Raw genomic sequence first — 18,435 nt, forward strand, 5'->3', positions numbered from 1 at the left:
TGTCTTCCCGGCCCTGCGCCGGGACCGAGAGCGACGCTTGCAGGATCGTCACAGAAAGGTTTCCGACGCCCCATCGGCGACAATGCTGGATCCCGGCTCGAGGCCGGGAAGACGACAAAGAGAAATGTAGGACACCCTCGATCCCCACAGCCACGCTTGCGCCGGACCCGTTCCGCCTGTAACGAGTCATCATGACGAAATCGCATGGAATAAAATCATCGTGGCCGATACAGCCGTAGACTCGACCCCCGCCAACGACGCCCTGCCGGGCGAGCCGGCGCATGTCATTGTCGTCGGCTGCGAGAAGGGCGGCTCCGGCAAGTCGACCACCTCCATGCATCTCACCGTCGCCCTGCTGCGGCTCGGCTACGCGGTCGGCACGATCGACCTGGATGCCCGCCAGTGGACGCTCACGCGCTACCTGTCGAACCGGGCGACGACGATCCAGCGGGAGAAGCGCAAGCTTCCCATGCCGCGCCACTTCTTCCTCGCCCCGTCGGAAAAGCCGGTGCGCGACGAGGCCCGTACCGAGGACCGCCAGCGGTTCGAGGCGATCCTGGAAAAGCTGCGCGGGCTGGTCGACTACGTGGTCATCGACTGCGCCGGGACCGACAGCTACCTCGCCCGGGTCGCCCATTCCTATGCCGACACCCTGGTCACGCCGGTGAACGACAGCTTCATCGACCTGGACGTGGTCGCCCATGTGGACGGCCAGACCGGCGAGATGGCCCGGCCCAGCGTCTATGCCGAGATGGTCTGGGACCAGCGCAAGGCCCGCGCCCAGCGCGACGGCGGCTCGATCGACTGGATCGTCATGCGCAACCGGCTGTCCACGCTGGAAGCGAACAACAAGAAGGAGATGGCCGACGTGCTGCAGCGCCTGGCGCGCCGCATCGGCTTCCGCATCGCGCCGGGCTTCAGCGAGCGCGTGATCTTCCGCGAGTTGTTCCTGCAGGGGCTGACCATGCTGGACATGTTCGACGACAAGGCCCGGCCGGACGCGTCGCGCCCGCGCATGTCCCATGTCGCCGCCCGCCAGGAAGTGCGCGCGCTGATCAACGCGCTGCAGCTTCCCGAACGCCGGCCGCGGGCCCGACAGGCCGGCTGACCGTCCCGCCGGCGTCGCGGATCGCCGCGACCAGCTTCCGCATCTCCGCCGAATTGTGCTCCACGCAGCGGATCATCTCGTTGATGGATGCCCGCGCCTCTGCCGACAGCACCCAGCCGAGCGGCGGTTCGGTTTCGATCGTCTCCTCGCAGCCGGGCACCCGCCGGTCCGGCAGGTCCATGCGGAAATGCAGCCAGACCGGATCGTCGATCCGCGCCCGGTCGTCGCCGAGCCCGATATCCAGATCCCACAGACGCAGATGCTGGGCCGCCAGCACGCCGCGGGCCCCGCGTGGCGTCAGGATCCCGCCGACCGGCGCGCCGATCAGGTTCCAGAGCCGGTTGTGGAAGGGCCGGCCGAACAGGGTGAACAGGGCGCCGTTCACCTCGGTCGGCGGTGCGTTCTCGGAGAGCTGACGGCCGAGGGCCGGGTCGCTGGAGATCTGGATGATGATCGGCTTCAGGATGCGGTGCGGCCGCTCCGGTCCGCGCCGGCGCATCTTGATGTAGGTCAGCAGGTCGAACAGGGTCGCCGCCCCGAAATTCTCGAAATAGCCGCCATCCACCACCGCGCTGCCGCCGTTGCTCAGCACGCCGCCGGGGCTGACCACGGGGAAGCGCGCGCTGTTATGGGCCGCCGTGCTGAGCCGCAGGTCGGTGACCGGTTTGCCTTCGTCCGCCGGGAACAGAAAGGCGTGCTGGTCCAACGCGTTGACGATCACCTGCTCGCCGTTGCGGTCCAACAGGGACAGGGTGCCGGCGATCATCCGCTGGCCGGTGACCGTGTTGGTGCCGTTCAGCAGCAGGCGCGGGAACCAGCGGTCGCCGGTGGTGCCGACCTCCTGCAGCGGCCGGGCGAGGCTGCCGATCCCGTCCGGCACCTGGCGTGCCCAGGCGCGCTCGAAGGCCTGTTCCAGGATGGCGCCGCGGCCCTCGAACATCGTCACCGGCACGGCCGACTGCATCAGGTCCTGTACCATCAGGCCGGTCAGGGCGGGGCCGAGGAAGTCGTGGGTCATGGCGGCGTCCAGTGCCGGCCACTTGTCCGCCTCGGCCCCGAGATCGGCCAGGGCGGCGGTGTAGAACGCGCTGCCCACGCTGCCGCCGGACACGCCGCTCAGCGCCACCAGGTGGTCCGACAGGGGGCGGGGATGGCCGCTGTCCCGCACCGCCTTCTCGGCCTCGGTCAGCACCCTGGCGGTCCAGTAGGCGGCCCGGATGCCGCCGCCGGCGGTGGCCACGAAGACGGCGGGGACGATGGTGTCCCGGTCACCCTCGAACCGGTCCTCGAAGGCTGTCATCACCTGCCAGATCTCCGGGCGGTCGAGGGTGTCGACCCCGATGCTGCGCACCCGGTGGTTCTCCACCCAGAAGGCGCTGACCACCGCGAGCACCGCCAGCACCGTCACGATGGGAAAGCGGTGGGCCTGGGTGATGTGCACCAGCAGTGAGCCGATCGGCAGGATCGAGGCCAGCGCCAGGAACAGCACCGGGGCCGAGCCCACGGTGAACCCGTAGGCGACCGGGTCGGCCAGGGCGAAGGCACCGCTGACGGTGGCCGTCAGCAGCGAGAACCCGACGGTGACCGGCACGATGAGCCCGAGCGTGCCCTGGCCCTTCCAGTTGGCGCCGGTCTGATGGCGCGGGCGGCCGATGGCCGTCCGTTTCCAGACGACGAGCAGGTAGACGGTGGCCAGGGCGACCGCGGCCAGGGTCAGCCAGTCGGAGCCGCCGTGGGTGGTGGCGAGGATCGAGATCGCGCTGAGATAGGCGACGAGGCCGAGCAGGCGCGGATACCAGGCGACGACCTGCTGCGCGCCGGGGGAGAGCGGGGCTGCTTCCGCAACTCCCTCGACCGCCTCGGCCACGCCCCGTCGCCGGTCGAGGCCGCGGGTGATCAGGATATAGCGGGCCCAGAACCAGCTCTGCCAGGCCCAGAGGCTGACCCCGAAATAGAACAGCCCGATCTCTTGGGGGATGCCCCGCGACAGGCCGAGGACGATGTCCGCCCCCTGGCCCGCGCCGACCAGGAAGAACGCGCCGATGGCGATGACCAGGAGGTTGAAGCGGGTATAGCGGATGCACTGCCACAGAACGGAACCTGGGCTGGTCTCGGGCACCATGGGAGCCTCCCTGCGAGGATATCGACCGATGCAGAGAGTATCCTATTATGCGGCATGAGATCAGTGATTTTTCCCGCTATGGGAGAGTGATCCGCGCCATGGCCCCGTCCGCCAGTTCGAAATCGGCGGCGGCGAAGCGTCGGGCGCCGATCGCCTCGTAGAAGGCGAGGGCCTCGACGTTGCGGGGATGTGCCTGCCAGGTGACCCAGTCGCCGTCGCGCGCCTGGGTGGCGCGGGCGACGGCGGCGAGCAGGGCACGGGCGATTCCCCGGCGCCGGTGGCCGCGATCCACGTACAGGTCCATCAGCACGCTGCCCGGGCGGGCCCGGCCGATATGGAAGCTCTCGTGGAACAGGGCATAGCCGACGGCCTTGCCGCGCCGCTCGGCGACCAGGGCGGAGAACCGGGCGTCCTCCCCCAGGCCCCAGCGGATCAGGGCCGCCGCGTCCATTGGCGGCGGCGGCGCGCCCTCATGGGCGGAGAGGGCGGCGATCATGGCGATGACCCGCTCGGCATCGGCCGCGTCCATCGCCCGGATCGAGAAATCCCGCCGCTCGGCCTGGTCCTGCATGGCTTCCTCTCCCCCGGGCCCTATCTTCGTGGGGCTAAAGTGTTGGCATCGGGCTTCGGAGCACCGATCTTAAGAGCACAGAGACCCTTAAGGGAACGCGCGGCCGGCCCAGGTGTCGGCCGGAAGGACGAACGGGCAGGCGATGGGGACCAAGAACGACCGCGATTACAAACTGCCGGTGGAGCCGGTCGGCTCCGGCGGCGAGGTGTCGACCCGCTCGGAGATCGACGCCTTCCTGTCCACCGTGCGGTCCATGCCGAGACAGGCCCCGACCGGCCGCCGCGGCAGATTGGTCTTCGCGTTGGACGCCACCGCCAGCCGCGAACCGACCTGGGACCGGGCCTGCCATATCCAGGCGGAGATGTTCCACCAGACCGCCGCCCTGGGCGGACTCGACGTGCAGCTCGTGTTCTATCGCGGCTATGGCGAGTGCAAGGCCTCCAAGTGGCATTCCGATCCAAAGGCGCTCGGCAAGGTGATGACCGGGGTGCGCTGCCTCGGCGGCCAGACCCAGATCGGCAAGATCTTGAAGCACGCGATCAAGGAGACCCGGCGGGAGAAGGTCGGCGCGCTGGTCTTCGTCGGCGACGCCTTCGAAGAGGATATCGACGCGGTCTGCCATGCGGCGGGCGAACTGGGCGTGCTCGGCGTCCCGGTCTTCACCTTCCATGAGGGCGGAGACCCGATCGTCGCCCGCGCCTTCCAGCAGATCGCGAGCCTGACCCGCGGCGCCTATTGCCCGTTCGACCTGTCCAGCGCCGACCGGTTGAAGGAGCTGCTGGCGGCGGTCGCCGTCTATGCGGCGGGCGGCCGCCAGGCGCTGCTGAGCTACGGCAAGGGCAGGGGAGAGGCGGTCCGGCTGCTGACCAGCCAGGTCGGGGGCTGACACGTGCCATATGTGGTCCTGGCGCTCTGTGTGGTCGTCGGCCTCGCCCTGATGGGCCGATGGCTGCTGAATGCCGAACCGCGCCACATCCTGAAGGCCGCGAAGTGGCTCGGCGTCATCCTGGTCGCGGCCTTCGCCACCTTCCTGCTGTTCCGCGGCGGTTTCCAGGGCATGGCGGCCGCCCTGCCGCCGCTCCTGCTGTTCCTGTTCCGCGGCCGGCGGATCTGGCAGGCGTTGCGCAACGCCGCCAAACTGGCACAGGGGCCGACGCCGGGGCAGAGCAGTGGCGTGCGTACCCGCTGGCTCGCCATGACCCTCGACCACGACACCGGCGCGATGGACGGCGAGGTCCTGCAGGGACCGTTTGCCGGCCGCTGGCTGTCCGATCTCTCGCCGCAGGAACTGTCCGCCCTGGCCGATGAGCTGGACGGCGATACCGAGTCGCGCCAGGTCTTCGACGCCTGGCTCGACCGGATGGGGCCGCAGGCCGAGGAGACCGGGCAGGAGGAGACCGCCTCTGGGGGCGGCACGGGCGGCGGGGAGGACTCGGGCATGTCCGTCGCCCGCGCCCGCGAGATCCTCGGTGTCGGGGCGGACGCGGACGAGAAGGAAATCCGCGAGGCGCACCGCCGGCTGATGCTGGCAAATCATCCGGATCACGGCGGCTCGTCCTGGCTCGCCACCCAGATCAACCTCGCCAAGGACGTGCTGCTGCGCCCGGGTTCCTAGGGGCTTCCTTGGGGGGATCAACGGGGGGTGTCATCGGGGCGCGCTTGCGCGAGGGCTTGGCATTGAGCGATAACCCCCCAACTCATAGGCACACCCCGTCTAACTGATATCCCGATTGTGAGGAGACGATGCCTGTACCCGTCCGCAAGGCCATTTTTCCTGTTGGTGGCCTTGGAACCCGCTTCCTGCCGGCAACCAAGTCCATGCCGAAGGAGATGCTCACCGTCGTCGACAAGCCGCTGATCCAATATGCGGTCGAGGAGGCGCGGGAGGCCGGCATCGAGGAACTGATCTTCGTGACGGGCCGTGGCAAGAGCGCCATCGAGGACCATTTCGACGTCGCCTACGAACTCGAGGACATGCTGACCTCGCGGCAGAAGAACGACGCGCTCAAGCTCCTCAGCGCGACGATTCCGGCGCCGGGCAGCACCGCCTTCACCCGCCAGCAGGAGCCGCTCGGCCTCGGCCATGCGGTGTGGTGCGGCCGCAACTTCGTCGGCTCCGAGCCGGTCGCCGTCCTGCTCGCCGACGACCTGATCCTGTCGGAACCCGGCTGCCTGAAGCAGATGATCGAGGCCTATAACGAGGTCGGCGGCAACATGGTCGCCCTGATGGAGGTCGAGCGCGAGGCGATCTCCGCCTATGGCGTGGTCACGCCGGGCGAGGTGAACGGCAACTTGGTCGAGGTCCGCGGCCTGGTGGAGAAGCCGAAGCCGGAAGAGGCGCCGTCCAACTACGCCGTCATCGGCCGTTACATCCTGCAGCCCAAGGTCTTCGAGGATCTGGGCCGGATGGAGAAGGGGGCGGGCGGCGAGATCCAGCTCACCGACGCCATGGCCCGCCAGCTCGGCCTGCAGCCGTTCAACGGCGTGCTGTTCGACGGCAAGCGCTTCGACTGCGGCAACAAGGTGGGCTTCCTGGAAGCCAACCTCGCCTTCGCCCTGGCGCGCGACGATATGCGTGATGACATCAAGACGTTCCTGAAAGAGTACGTCTAGCGTCTGGTAACATAGCTGCGGAGGGTCCGGCGTCGTCGCCGGGCCCGGGGACTGGGAGACATCGATGCGCATCGCGATGATCGGCACGGGCTATGTCGGCCTTGTCACCGGCGCCTGCTTTTCCGAGTTCGGCGTGGACGTGGTCTGCGTCGACAAGGACGCCGAGAAGATCCGCCGGCTGAAGGCGGGGGAGATCCCGATCTTCGAGCCCGGTCTGGACGATCTGGTCGCCAACAACGTCAGGGCCGGCCGGCTGTCCTTCACCACCGACCTCGCGGAGGGCATGAAGGGCTGCGATGCGGTCTTCATCGCGGTCGGCACGCCCAGCCGGCGCGGCGACGGCCATGCCGACCTCAGCTATGTCTACGCGGCAGCAGCCGAGATCGCCGACAATCTCGAGGGCTATACGGTCGTGGTGACCAAGTCGACCGTCCCGGTCGGCACCGGCCGCGAGGTCGAGCGCATCATTCGCGAACGCCGGCCGGACGCCGATTTCGACGTCTGCTCTAACCCGGAATTCCTGCGCGAGGGGGCCGCGATCAACGACTTCATGCGGCCCGACCGAGTGGTGATCGGCGCCGGCAGCGACCGCTCGCGCGAGGTCATGCGCCAGCTCTACCGCCCGCTGTTCCTGATCGAGACCCCGATCGTCTTCACCGAGCTGGAGACGAGCGAGATGATCAAGTACGCCGCCAACACCTTCCTGGCGACCAAGATCACCTTCATCAACGAGATCGCCGACCTGTGCGAGCGGGTCGGGGCGGACGTCCACGACGTCGCCAAGGGCATCGGGCTGGACGGCCGGATCGGCCGCAAGTTCCTGCATCCGGGCCCGGGCTACGGCGGCTCGTGCTTTCCGAAGGACACCCTGGCGCTGGTCAAGACCGCCCAGGATTACGGCTCGCCCCTGCGGATCATCGAGACGGTGGTCGACGTCAACGACAAGCGCAAGCGGGCCATGGCCGACCGCATCGTCGCGGCCTGCGGCGGGTCGGTGGCCGGCAAGACCGTCGCCCTGCTCGGCCTGACCTTCAAGCCGAACACCGACGACATGCGCGACAGCCCGTCCCTCGACATCGTGCCGGAGCTGATCAAGGCCGGGGCCACCGTGCGCGGTTACGATCCCGAGGGCATGGACGAGGCGGCCAAGCTGCTGCCGGACATCAAGTACTGCCAGAGCGCCTATGAGGCCATGGACGGGGCAGATGCGGTGGCCATCGTGACCGAGTGGAACGAGTTCCGCGCCCTCGACATCAACCGGATCAAGAGCCTCCTGAAGGCCCCGGTCATGGTCGACCTGCGCAACGTCTACGACCCGCAGGCGATGCGGGCGGCCGGCTTCACCTATAGCTGCATCGGCCGCGGAACCGAGCGTCCCGGCGGTGCCGCCGCCAGCGAGGCGGCCCAGTAGGGCATGCGGACGGCGCCGTGACGGATACCCATCAGTTCGACCCGACCATCCTGCGCGAGTACGACGTGCGGGGCGTGATCGGGCGCACCCTCCACGCCGCCGATGCCCACGCGCTCGGCCGCGCCTTCGGTACCCTCGTCGCCGAGGCCGGCGGCCGCCGGGTCGCGGTAGGCCGCGACGGACGGGTGTCCTCGCCCGAGATGGCCGCCGCCACGATCGACGGGCTGCGGGCCGCCGGGATCGATGTGCTGGATGTGGGCGGCTGCCCGACCCCGGCACTGTATTTCGCCGTGCATCATCTCGGCGCTGATGGCGGGATCATGATCACCGGCTCCCACAACCCGCCGGACTACAACGGCTTCAAGATGATGCTGGGCACCGCCCCGTTCTTCGGCGGGCAGATCCAACGTCTGGGCGAGATCGCCGCGACCGGCGGCTTCGCCTCGGGTGACGGGACCGTGGAGACGGTGCATGTCCTGGAGCCGTATCTGGCGCGCCTGCTGCGCGACCATCGGCCGGGCCGGGACCTGTCGGTGGTCTGGGACTGCGGCAACGGGGCGACCGGCCCGGTGGTTACCGCCCTGGCCGAGGCGCTGCCGGGCAGCCACCGGGTGCTGTATCCCGAGGTGGACGGCACCTTCCCGAACCACCACCCCGACCCAACCGTGCCGGAGACGCTTGAGGGGTTGCGCCATGCGGTGGCCCAGGCCGGTGCCGATCTGGGCATCGCCTTCGATGGCGACGGCGACCGCATCGGCGTGATCGACGAGACGGGACGGGTGATCTGGGGCGACCAGCTCCTGGCGATCTACGCCACCGAAGTGCTGGCGGCGCACCCCGGAGCCACGGTGATCGCCGATGTGAAGGCGAGCCAGGTCCTGTTCGACCGGGTCGCCGAGCTGGGCGGCACGCCGCTGATGTGGCGCACCGGCCACTCGCTGATCAAGACCAAGATGGCCGAGACCGGCGCCCCGCTGGCGGGCGAGATGAGCGGGCACCTGTTCTTCAAGGACCGCTACTACGGCTTCGACGACGCGCTCTACGCGGCGGTGCGGCTGCTGTCCCTGGTCGGCGGCTCCGAGCGTCCGGTCTCCGCCTGGCGCGACGATCTGCCGAGCGTGCTCAACACCCCGGAGATCCGCTTCCCCTGTGCGGAGGACCGAAAGTTCCCGGCGATCGCGGCGGTGAAGGCTGCGCTTGCCGGGCGCGCCGATGTCGTCGTGAACGACGTGGACGGGGTGCGGGTGTCTTCGCAGGACGGATGGTGGCTGCTGCGCGCCTCCAACACCCAGGACGTGCTGGTCGCCCGCTGCGAGGCGCAGAGCGTCGAGGCGCTGGAGCGCCTCAAGGATCAGGTGAGAATCGCCATCCGCGGCGTGGGCCTGGACGTCCCGGCATTCTGAGCGAGCCGGCGTTCTGAGCGGGACCGGACGGCGTCAGCCGCCGGCCGGAACCGGGACGCAGGGCAGCTTGCGCCGCTTCAGGTCGAGGCAGACCGACCGGGCATCCTTCTCCAGCAGGCCGATCAGCCGGGCGCGGTAGATCGGCACGTCGCGGTTGGTCAGCGGCTCGACCTTGCCCTCGGTATCGTTCAGCAGGCTCGGCAGGAGGCCGCGGGCGGTGGCGATGGAGCGCTGGGCCCGGACCTCGGTCGAATAGGCGCCGACCTGGACGCCCCAGGCGCCGGAATCGTCGCGGGAGCCGACCTCCTCCTCGGGATTGTCCCGGGTGGCGCCGTCATCCTCGCGGCCGAAGGTCAGCGCGGAGGCCAGTTGGGGCGCCCGCGTCGGCGTGGGGGCCACGGCGGCGGCCATGATGGTCGGACGCGACACCGGGAGCGGCGGCTTGAAGGAGGCGATCCGGATCTTCTCGGCCTGCTTGAACCCGTCGGTCAGGATGTTGCGCATATGGGCGTTGCGCTTGCTGCCGGACTCGCCGCCAAACACCACGCCGATCAGCCGGCTGCCGTCGCGCACCACCGAGGCGACCAGGTTGAAGCCCGAGGCGTTGATGTAGCCGGTCTTGATGCCGTCCGTGCCCTCGTAGTGGCCGAGCAGCTTGTTGTGGTTGGTGTAGGTCCGGCCCTTGTAGGTGAAGCTGCGGGTCGAGAACTCACTGTAGTAGCCGGGGAAGTCACGGCGGATGGCGATCGCCAGACGCGCCATGTCCCGGGCGGTGGTCACCTGCCGGCTGTCGTGCAGGCCCGAGGCGTTCATGAAGCGGGTCGAATTCATGCCCAGCTCGCGTGCCCGCTCGGTCATGGAGACGGCGAAGCGGTACTCGGTGCCGCCGAGGGCCTCGGCGACGACGACGGCGACGTCGTTCGCCGATTTCGTCACCAGCGCCTTGATGGCGTCGCGGACCTGGATGGTGTCGCCGTTACGCAGGCCGAGGCAGGAGCAGGCCTGCCCCTCGGCGCGGGCGGAGGCGGTCAGCCGCTGGTTCAGCGACAGCTTGCCCTTCTCCAGCGCCTCGAAGACCATGTACAGAGTCATGATCTTGGTCAGCGAGGCCGGATGGCGCTTGTCGTCCGCGTGACGGGAGAACAGCACCTTGCCGCTCTCCACGTCGAGAACGAGGGCCGCGTATTTCGTGGCTGCATTGGCTGGGGCCGTCGTCAACCCGGCCAGAAGACCGAGGACGAGGAACGGTATTGCCAAGACCGGACCGATCCGCCGCATGCGTGCACTCCATTGCCGTTTGGGCTGGGGCTCGAACGGAACTGGGGTCGACGCTGCGACCACCGAATCAACAAACCACACCCTAGACGCTGCATGAGCTTCTGTCCATAAGCGATTGATTCAGGTCTACGACTTTGCCGAACCCCCGCAGCACTCAGCGGGTTGATCTGGGGCATGGCGAGGGATCATTGTGCAGTGCACAAAAAATTCCTTGACCCTTTGCTCTAATGCCCTACATATCGGTGATGTTGCGATGCACAATTTCGGATCGTGTATCCGGATCGCGACGCGCCTTCGACCGAATGGAGAGAGCTATGACCACCAAGAAGACCACTGCACGCAGTGCCACGCCGGTCGACGCAGCCGTCGCCGCTGGTAAGGAGACCATGGAAAAGATGACCAAGCTGACCCAGGAGACCGGCCAGAAGAATTTCGATCAGGCCGTTGCCGTTGCCAAGGAGAACATGGAGAAGGCCTCGGCCGCCGCGTTCAAGGGCTACGACCAGTTCGCTTCCTACTCGCAGGCCAATTATGACGCCTTCACCAAGTCCTTCGGCATCGTGACCAAGGGCTTCGAGGACGTCTCCAAGGCCTGGTTCGCCTACACCCAGACCTCGGTCGATGCCGGCGTCGACTTCTCGAAGAAGGTGATGGGCGCGAAGAGCGTCAACGAGATCGTCGACCTGCAGAACGATTTCGCCAAGTCGTCCTTCGACAGCTTCGTCGCCGAGAGCACCAAGCTCTCCGAGATGTCGGTGAAGACCGCCAACGAGGCGATCGAGCCGATCAAGGCGCGGGTCGACGAGACCGTCGTCAGCATCTCGAAGGTTGCTGCCTAAGGCCCGCCGGGGCGCGCTGTGCCGCGCCCGGCCTGTCTTTCGAACGTCAGAGGCCCGGTCGGTATCCGACCGGGCCTCTGTGCGTTCGCGTCCCGTGCCGGTGGGGAATTGGCCCATCTCCCATTGCGCCCCCTTCCCCCGGGGCGGATGAATCTCATATTCTGCAGGGAGCGGCGCCGCCTGCGCGGTTCCACGGCCGCGCAACTTTCGGCGGCCGGGGTCCGCCGACCGCCGGGGATATCACCAGACGCCCACGGGTTGAGAATGAGTGACGACGATCGCGGAAACGGCAACGGCACAAACACCGGCGTGGTCGTTAAGACGCGTCCGAAGACCAAGAAACCGTCGATGTACAAGGTCATCATGCTGAACGACGATTACACTCCCATGGAGTTCGTTGTTCACGTGTTGGAAAGATTCTTCAATAAGAATCGAGAAGAAGCGACCCGCATCATGCTGCACGTACACCAGCGTGGGGTGGGGGTGTGCGGGGTCTTCACCTACGAGGTGGCCGAGACCAAGGTCACTCAGGTCATGGACTTCGCGCGTCAGCATCACCATCCTTTGCAGTGCACCTTGGAGAAAGATTGACGACATGCTGTCGAAGAACCTCGAAGAGAGCCTGCACCGCGCCCTCGGTCTCGCGAACGAGAAGCGCCACGAATACGCAACGCTCGAGCACCTGCTGCTCTCGCTGACCGATGACCAGGACGCGCTCGCCGTCCTGAAGGCGTGCGGTGTGGACGTCACCAAACTGCGTGACGACCTGATCACCTATATCGACACCGAGCTGAACGGCCTGGTCGGCAGTGCGCTCGAGGAGGCCAAGCCGACCGCCGGGTTCCAGCGCGTGGTCCAGCGCGCCGTGATCCACGTGCAGTCGTCCGGCCGCGAGGAGGTCACCGGCGCCAACGTGCTGGTCGCCCTTCTGTCCGAGCGGGAGAGCCACGCGGTGTTCTTCCTGCAGGAGCAGGAGATGACCCGGTTCGACGCGGTCAGCTACATCAGCCACGGCATCGCCAAGGTCCACGGCCAGCAGCAGGCCGAGCCCAAGCGCTCGGTCGACGGCGCGGACGAGGAGTCCAAGGGCGAGCAGGTCAACAAGCAGGGCCACGAGGCGCTGGACGCCTATTGCGTCGACCTCAACAAGAAGGCCGCCTCGGGCAAGATCGACCCGCTGATCGGCCGCGAGCACGAGGTCGAGCGCACCATCCAGATCCTGTGCCGCCGCACCAAGAACAACCCGCTCTATGTGGGCGACCCGGGCGTCGGCAAGACCGCGATCGCGGAAGGCCTGGCCAAGCGCATCGTCGACGGCGATGTGCCGGAAGTGCTGATCGACGCCCAGATCTTCTCCCTCGACATGGGCGCGCTGCTCGCTGGCACCCGCTACCGCGGCGATTTCGAGGAGCGGCTGAAGGCCGTCGTCAACGAGCTCGAGCAGAACCCGCACGCGGTGCTGTTCATCGACGAGATCCACACGGTGATCGGCGCCGGTGCGACCAGCGGCGGGGCGATGGATGCCTCCAACCTGCTGAAGCCGGCGCTGCAGTCGGGCGGCCTGCGCTGCATCGGCTCGACCACCTACAAGGAATACCGCAGCTACTTCGAGAAGGACCGCGCCCTGGTGCGCCGCTTCCAGAAGATCGACGTCAACGAGCCGTCGATCCCGGATGCGATCAAGATCCTCAAGGGCCTGAAGCCCTATTACGAGGAGCACCACAAGGTCCGCTACACCAACGACGCGCTGAAGACCGCCGTGGAGCTGTCGGCCAAGTATATCGGCGACCGCAAGCTGCCGGATAAGGCCATCGACGTGATCGACGAGGTGGGCGCGGCCCAGATGCTGGTCTCGCCGTCCAAGCGCCGCAAGACCATCGGCGTGAAGGAGGTCGAGGACATCGTCGCCAAGATCGCCCGCATCCCGCCGAAGAGCGTGTCGACCGACGACAAGACCGTGCTCGCCAATCTGGAGCGCGACCTGAAGACGGTGGTGTTCGGCCAGGACGAGGCGATCTCGTCCCTGTCGACCGCGATCAAGCTGGCCCGTGCCGGCCTGCGCGAGGCCGACAAGCCGATCGGCAACTACCTGTTCTCCGGCCCGACCGGCGTCGGCAAGACCGAGGTGGCCCGCCAGCTCGCCCTGATCATGGGCGTCGAGCTGATCCGCTTCGACATGTCGGAGTACATGGAGCGGCACTCGGTGAGCCGTCTAATCGGTGCGCCTCCGGGCTATGTCGGCTTCGACCAGGGCGGCCTGCTGACCGACCAGATCGACCAGCATCCGCATTGCGTGCTGCTGCTCGACGAGATCGAGAAGGCCCATCCGGACCTGTTCAACGTCCTGCTGCAGGTCATGGACCATGGCAAGCTGACCGACCACAACGGCAAGAACGTCGACTTCCGCAACGTGATCCTGATCATGACCACGAACGCGGGTGCCGCCGACCTCGCCAAGGAGGCCATTGGCTTCGCCCGGTCGCAGCGCGAGGGCGACGACACGGAAGCGATCAACCGGATGTTCACGCCGGAGTTCCGCAACCGCCTCGACGCCATCGTCGGCTTCAAGGCGCTCGGTCCGGAGGTCATCAGCCGGGTGGTGGACAAGTTCCTGATCCAGCTCGAGGCGCAGCTCGCCGACCGCGGTGTCACCATCGAGGCGAGCCAGCAGGCCCGTGCCTGGCTGGGCGAGAAGGGGTACGACCGGCTCTACGGGGCCCGGCCGCTGTCCCGGATCATCCAGGAGCACATCAAGAAGCCGCTGGCCGAGGAACTGCTGTTCGGCCGTCTGGTCAAGGGCGGCGTGGTCCGGATCGGCCTGGTCGACGGCAAGCTCGCCTTCGACTTCGACGACGAGCCGACCCCGGAGAAGCCCGAGAAGCCGTCCAAGACCAAGGGCCGCAAGGGCGGCGGCGGCGGCAAGGACAGCGGCAAGGTGGAGGAGCTGGTCGATTAGACCGGCCCTCCGTCCGCTCTAGCGAGCCACGGCCCTCTCCCCTTGGGAGGGGGCCGTTTCATTTCCATTCCCCCGTCATCCTGATGCAAATCAGGATCTGCGGTGCACCGACGCCGGCGGCATGGTCCTGATTTGCATCAGCACGACGGGGTTATTTTATCCAAACAAACCGGACCGGCTACCGCACCCAGCCGCTCTCCAGCGCGCTGGCCCAGGCCTTGTTGCCGCGCTCGGCGGCGAGGCGGGACATGGCTATGTTGTCATACGGCACCTGCCGGAACGTCACCGACCAGCGGCCGCCGACCTCCTCCAGGATCGCGTAGGTCGCGTCCGGCGTGCCGGCCTGCATGACATGGGGATGGGGCGGGGTGGGGTCCTGGTAGCCGGGGCAGCCGACGCTCCCCGGGTTCACCACCAGCCGGCCGTCCGACAGCCGGACCGATCGCGGAATATGGCTGTGGGCGCAGAGCAGGAGCGGACAGTCGATGCCGCCCGCCTCCGCCTCGATCGCCTCGATCCGGTTCATGGTCATGCCGCCGTCCAGCACCCGCTCGAGCCAATAGGTGTTGTCGTCGCTCGGCGTGCCGTGACACAGGAAGATCCGGTCCTCGACGGTGCGGGTTGCGGGCAGGGCGGCGAGCCAGGCCTTGTGCGCCTCGGTGAGCTGGCCGAGGGCCCAGCGGTCGGACGCCCCCATCTCCTCCGGCGTCTTTTCCAGGATCCATCGGTCGTGATTGCCACGGATCGAGATCATCTCATTGGCCAGCAGGAGGTCGGCGGTCTTGCCGGCCTCCAGGGGAGAACTCAGGTGGTCGCCGAGATTGACCGTCAGGTCGACCCCCACGCGGGCGATATCCGCCAGCACGGCTTCCAGCGCCAGATGGTTGCCGTGGATATCCGCGATCGCCGCGATGCGCATGCACCTCTCCCCACCTGAAGGCCTGATCGGCGAATACTCCGCCGGGAAGGGCTGGCTGGCAATCGGCCGAGAGGCCTGATGGCGCAAGGCGGAGGGCTCAGCCCCAGCGGGCGGCGGCTTCGTCGTCGGCTTCGCGGGCATCGACCCAGCGCGCACCTTCCGGCGTGTCCTCGCGCTTCCAGAACGGCGCCTTGGTCTTCAGCCAGTCGATCAGGAAGCCGGTGGCGTCCAGGGCGGCCTGGCGGTGGGCGGAGGCGCAGGCGACCAGCACGATGTTGTCGCCGGGGGCGAGATCGCCGACCCGATGGATGATCAGGGAGGCGTCCAGCGGCCAGCGGGCATGGGCCTCGCGCTCGATCTCCTCCAGCTGCCGCTCGGTCATGCCGGGATAGTGCTCCAGCGACATGGCACTGACCGACTGGCCGCCGGCGATGTCGCGCACCAGGCCGACAAACACGCCGAGACCGCCGATGGCATGGTTGCCGGCGGTCAGCGCGGCCAGTTCCCGGCCGATGTCGAAATCCTCCTCCTGGACGCGGACGGCCATGGTCAGCCTCCGGTCACCGGCGGGAAGAAGGCGACCTCGTCGCCGGCCGCCACCGGATGGGTCGGCTCCACATATTCCTGGTTCACCGCGTAGCGGATGGCGCGGGTGTCCTTGAACGCCTCGGCATAGCCCGGCCCGCGGGTCTTCAGCCAGGCGACCAAATCCTCGACCGTTGCCGCCTCCGCCGGGGCCTCCACGCTCTCGCTCGCCGTGCCGATGCGCTGGCGCACCCAGGCGAAATACATCAGTTTCATCGCATCACCTCGTTGAACGGCAGATAGGCGACCGTCTCCCCCTTCGCCAGCCCCGCAGAGTCCTCCGCCAGGTCGATCAGCCCGTCGGCGGCGGCGAGGGCGGAGAGAATGCCCGACCCGTCCGGACCCGCCTTGATCGCGACGGGAGCCCGAACCGTCCCCTGGCCGGGCTCCAGACGCACCCGCAGGAACTCACGCCGTCCGGGCTTTTTCGCATGGCTGAAGCCTGCCGTCACGGGATAGCGGGGTGGGGCCGTGACCGCCGCGCCGGACAGGGCCAGCAGCACCGGCCGGGCCAGGGTCACGAAGGCGACGACGGCGGCGACCGGATTGCCCGGCAGACCGATGAACGCCCGGCCGCCGATCACGCCGAGGGCGACCGGCCGCCCCGGCTTAACCGACAGGCGCCAGGCATCGATCCGGCCATGGGCGGCCACGGCCGAACGCACATGGTCCTCCTCGCCGGCCGACACCCCGCCGGAGGTCATCACCACGTCGTGGCTCTCCGCCGCCTCGGCCAGGGCCCGGGCGATAGTGCCGGGATCGTCCTCCAGAATGCCGAGATCGGTGACGCTGCAGCCGAGCCGGGCCAGCAGCGCCTTGACCGTGTGCCGGTTGGCGTCGAACACCGCACCGGCACGCAACTCCTCGCCGGGCTCGGTCACTTCGTCGCCGGTGGACGCGATCGCCACCCGCAGCCGCTTGCGAACGGTCAGCGCGGTGCGGCCGATCGAGGCGGCGAGGCCCAGATCGCCGGGGCCGAGGCGGCGCCCGGCGGCGAGAGTCACCGCCCCGCGCGTCACGTCCTCGCCGCGCAGCCGGACATTCGCGCCGGGCCGCGTCCCCGCCGGCAGCAGCACGCGCCCGCCGGCCTCGCGGCAATCCTCCTGCATGACCACCGTGTCGAAGCCCTGGGGCACCGGCGCGCCAGTGAAGATCCGCACCGCCGCACCGGCCGCAGGCGCGCCTTGGAGCGGATGACCGGCGGCGACCCGGCCGGCGACCGGCATCTCCCCGCCCCCTGGTTCTAGCTCGGCCGCGCGCACGGCATAGCCGTCGACCGCCGCGTTGTGATGGGGCGGGACGTCGATCGGCGAGACCACATCCTCGGCCAGGATCCGGTCCAGGGCCGCATCGAGGGCGACGGTCTCGGTCCCCGTCACCGCCTGGAGCCGGTCGCGGATCCGCTTCAGCGCGGTCTCCACCGACAACGGCACCGGATCGGCGGCGAAGCAGTCATCGGCCAGCCGCGTCATCGCGTCGCCTCCACCCCTGCCGCCCGCTCGACCACCATGGCCGCGATCGAGGCGGTGTCGCCGAGGTCGAAGACGGGGCGCTCGCAGCTCGGCAGGGGGACATCGGTGGCGACGGCGACGATATGGGGCTCGCCCGGCCAGATCGGCGGCTTGCCGAGGGCCGGACGATGAACCTCCAGCTTGGGGACGGGATCGAACTTGAAGCCTTCCACCAGAATGATGTCGACCGGCGCCAGCCGGTCCACCAGCGCGCCCAGGGTCGGCTCCGGCGCGTTGCGCAGCTCGTGCATCAGGGCGAAGCGGTGGCCGGAACTGATCATCACCTCATGGGCGCCGGCCGTGCGGTGCAGATAGCTGTCCTTGCCCGGCCGGTCGATGTCGAAATCGTGATGTGCATGCTTGATCGTAGACACGGTAACCCCACGTTCGCGGAGAGCCGGAATCAGCGCCCGAAGCAGGGTCGTCTTGCCGCTGCCGGACCAGCCGGCGATCCCAAAGACGCGTTTCATCGTACCGGCTTTACGAGTTCGACATAAATGCTTGGATAAGGTTGTTTCGTGCGGATCGCAAATATAGGTTCGCCAGCGTTGTTGGTCCCGGGGTGAGGCGCGTGCGGCGGTTGCAGATCAGAATGGTGGGCAAGATCCTGCGCCAGTGGCGCCGGACCAGCATGTCGCCCGGCGTGATCTCTCGCTCCATGTGCATGGGCATGGCGGTCGGCTTCTCCCCGACCGTGGGTCTCCAGGCGGTGATGTGCTTCCTGATCGCGCTGGCCTGCAACCGGTTCTGGCGTCCGGCGATGTTCGATTGGGTGATCGCCCTGGTCGGCTCGCTGGTGGTCAATCCGCTGACCATGGTGCCCACCTATACGTTCTATTACTGGGTCGGCTGTCAGGCGATGACCTGTTCCAGCCTGGTCGAGTTCAAGGATGCCGAGCATATCAAGGACTTCGTCTACGCGCTCGGCGACGGGACGTTGGCGATCTTCCTCGGATCGATCCCCTTCATGCTCATTGGCCTGCCCGCCGGGTACTTCCTCGGCCGGGTGATAGAGCGGCTGCTCGAGGCCCGGGCCCAGCGCCGCCGGGTCCGGCTGCTGGAGGTCGCCCGCCGGCGGCGCGAGCAGGAACTGCGCGCCGCCCAGAGCGCCCAGTAGCA

General features: G+C 68.1%; 18 protein-coding genes. 10 read left to right on the forward strand and 8 right to left on the reverse strand.

From position 1 onward, the window contains the following. Positions 1-220: 220 nt before the first annotated feature. Entirely contained in the window at positions 221-1,108 is an 888-nt protein-coding gene (locus ACOQOP_RS00075; RefSeq protein ID WP_420564273.1) for a division plane positioning ATPase MipZ, read from the forward strand. Here the strand turns inward: ACOQOP_RS00075 and ACOQOP_RS00080 are convergent. Together ACOQOP_RS00080 and ACOQOP_RS00085 are read right to left on the reverse strand one after the other, a co-directional pair. Then, positions 1,056-3,230 (reverse strand): hypothetical protein, encoded by a 2,175-nt coding sequence (locus ACOQOP_RS00080; RefSeq protein ID WP_420564274.1) that lies wholly within the window; start codon positions 3,228-3,230, stop codon positions 1,056-1,058. The genes ACOQOP_RS00075 and ACOQOP_RS00080 overlap by 53 nt on opposite strands. 76 nt (positions 3,231-3,306) lie before the next feature. Beyond that, positions 3,307-3,801, reverse strand: coding sequence for a GNAT family N-acetyltransferase (locus ACOQOP_RS00085; protein ID WP_420564275.1), 495 nt, complete (start codon positions 3,799-3,801; stop codon positions 3,307-3,309). 142 nt (positions 3,802-3,943) lie between these two features. On the opposite strand from ACOQOP_RS00085, the gene ACOQOP_RS00090 reads away from it, so the two are divergent. The 5 genes from ACOQOP_RS00090 (at position 3,944) to pgmG (ending at position 9,228) form a co-directional block, all read left to right on the forward strand. Next, positions 3,944-4,687 (forward strand): VWA domain-containing protein, encoded by a 744-nt coding sequence (locus ACOQOP_RS00090; protein WP_420564276.1) that lies wholly within the window; start codon positions 3,944-3,946, stop codon positions 4,685-4,687. A gap of 3 nt (positions 4,688-4,690) precedes the next feature. Beyond that, complete coding sequence (locus ACOQOP_RS00095; protein ID WP_420564277.1) at positions 4,691-5,416, forward strand: hypothetical protein; 726 nt, start codon at positions 4,691-4,693, stop codon at positions 5,414-5,416. A 128-nt stretch (positions 5,417-5,544) separates the two neighbouring features. Then, positions 5,545-6,414 carry a UTP--glucose-1-phosphate uridylyltransferase GalU gene (gene galU / locus ACOQOP_RS00100; protein ID WP_420564278.1) on the forward strand — a complete coding sequence of 290 codons (870 nt, stop codon included), beginning with the start codon at positions 5,545-5,547 and terminating at the stop codon, positions 6,412-6,414. A 64-nt stretch (positions 6,415-6,478) separates the two neighbouring features. Beyond that, positions 6,479-7,825 carry a UDP-glucose dehydrogenase family protein gene (locus ACOQOP_RS00105; protein WP_420564279.1) on the forward strand — a complete coding sequence of 449 codons (1,347 nt, stop codon included), beginning with the start codon at positions 6,479-6,481 and terminating at the stop codon, positions 7,823-7,825. Positions 7,826-7,842: 17 nt separating this feature from the next. Next, positions 7,843-9,228: a phosphoglucomutase/phosphomannomutase PgmG gene (pgmG, locus tag ACOQOP_RS00110; RefSeq protein WP_420564280.1), complete on the forward strand. Its 1,386-nt coding sequence runs from the start codon at positions 7,843-7,845 to the stop codon at positions 9,226-9,228. A 33-nt stretch (positions 9,229-9,261) separates the two neighbouring features. Here pgmG and ACOQOP_RS00115 read toward each other — a convergent pair whose 3' ends face one another. Next, positions 9,262-10,506, reverse strand: a complete 1,245-nt coding sequence (locus ACOQOP_RS00115; RefSeq protein ID WP_420564281.1) for a serine hydrolase — start codon at positions 10,504-10,506, stop codon at positions 9,262-9,264. 314 nt (positions 10,507-10,820) lie between these two features. On the opposite strand from ACOQOP_RS00115, the gene ACOQOP_RS00120 reads away from it, so the two are divergent. From ACOQOP_RS00120 to clpA, 3 genes are all read left to right on the forward strand, one after another. After that, positions 10,821-11,345, forward strand: coding sequence for a phasin family protein (locus ACOQOP_RS00120; protein ID WP_420564282.1), 525 nt, complete (start codon positions 10,821-10,823; stop codon positions 11,343-11,345). A 264-nt stretch (positions 11,346-11,609) separates the two neighbouring features. Next, positions 11,610-11,936, forward strand: coding sequence for an ATP-dependent Clp protease adapter ClpS (clpS, locus tag ACOQOP_RS00125; RefSeq protein ID WP_028793793.1), 327 nt, complete (start codon positions 11,610-11,612; stop codon positions 11,934-11,936). Between the two features lie 4 nt (positions 11,937-11,940). After that, complete coding sequence (clpA, locus tag ACOQOP_RS00130; protein WP_420564283.1) at positions 11,941-14,301, forward strand: ATP-dependent Clp protease ATP-binding subunit ClpA; 2,361 nt, start codon at positions 11,941-11,943, stop codon at positions 14,299-14,301. A 178-nt stretch (positions 14,302-14,479) separates the two neighbouring features. Here the strand turns inward: clpA and ACOQOP_RS00135 are convergent, their stop codons facing one another. From ACOQOP_RS00135 to mobB, 5 genes are all read right to left on the reverse strand, one after another. Then, positions 14,480-15,220, reverse strand: a complete 741-nt coding sequence (locus tag ACOQOP_RS00135; RefSeq protein ID WP_420564284.1) for a metallophosphoesterase family protein — start codon at positions 15,218-15,220, stop codon at positions 14,480-14,482. A gap of 97 nt (positions 15,221-15,317) precedes the next feature. Beyond that, positions 15,318-15,767 (reverse strand): molybdenum cofactor biosynthesis protein MoaE, encoded by a 450-nt coding sequence (locus ACOQOP_RS00140; RefSeq protein ID WP_420564285.1) that lies wholly within the window; start codon positions 15,765-15,767, stop codon positions 15,318-15,320. A 2-nt stretch (positions 15,768-15,769) separates the two neighbouring features. Further along, a complete protein-coding gene (gene moaD / locus ACOQOP_RS00145; RefSeq protein ID WP_420564286.1) occupies positions 15,770-16,021 on the reverse strand; it encodes a molybdopterin converting factor subunit 1 in 252 nt (83 codons plus the stop codon). Then, complete coding sequence (gene glp, locus ACOQOP_RS00150) at positions 16,018-17,277, reverse strand: gephyrin-like molybdotransferase Glp (protein ID WP_420564287.1); 1,260 nt, start codon at positions 17,275-17,277, stop codon at positions 16,018-16,020. Before glp ends, moaD begins: the two co-directional genes overlap by 4 nt. Continuing rightward, positions 17,274-17,786 (reverse strand): molybdopterin-guanine dinucleotide biosynthesis protein B, encoded by a 513-nt coding sequence (mobB, locus tag ACOQOP_RS00155; RefSeq protein ID WP_420564288.1) that lies wholly within the window; start codon positions 17,784-17,786, stop codon positions 17,274-17,276. The genes glp and mobB overlap by 4 nt, the downstream gene beginning before the upstream one ends. A gap of 122 nt (positions 17,787-17,908) precedes the next feature. On the opposite strand from mobB, the gene ACOQOP_RS00160 reads away from it, so the two are divergent. Then, a complete protein-coding gene (locus tag ACOQOP_RS00160; RefSeq protein WP_420564289.1) occupies positions 17,909-18,433 on the forward strand; it encodes a DUF2062 domain-containing protein in 525 nt (174 codons plus the stop codon). Positions 18,434-18,435 lie beyond the last annotated feature (2 nt).

The organism is Thalassobaculum sp. (assembly GCF_965223715.1).
In the GTDB taxonomy this organism is placed as follows: Bacteria; Pseudomonadota; Alphaproteobacteria; order Thalassobaculales; family Thalassobaculaceae; genus Thalassobaculum.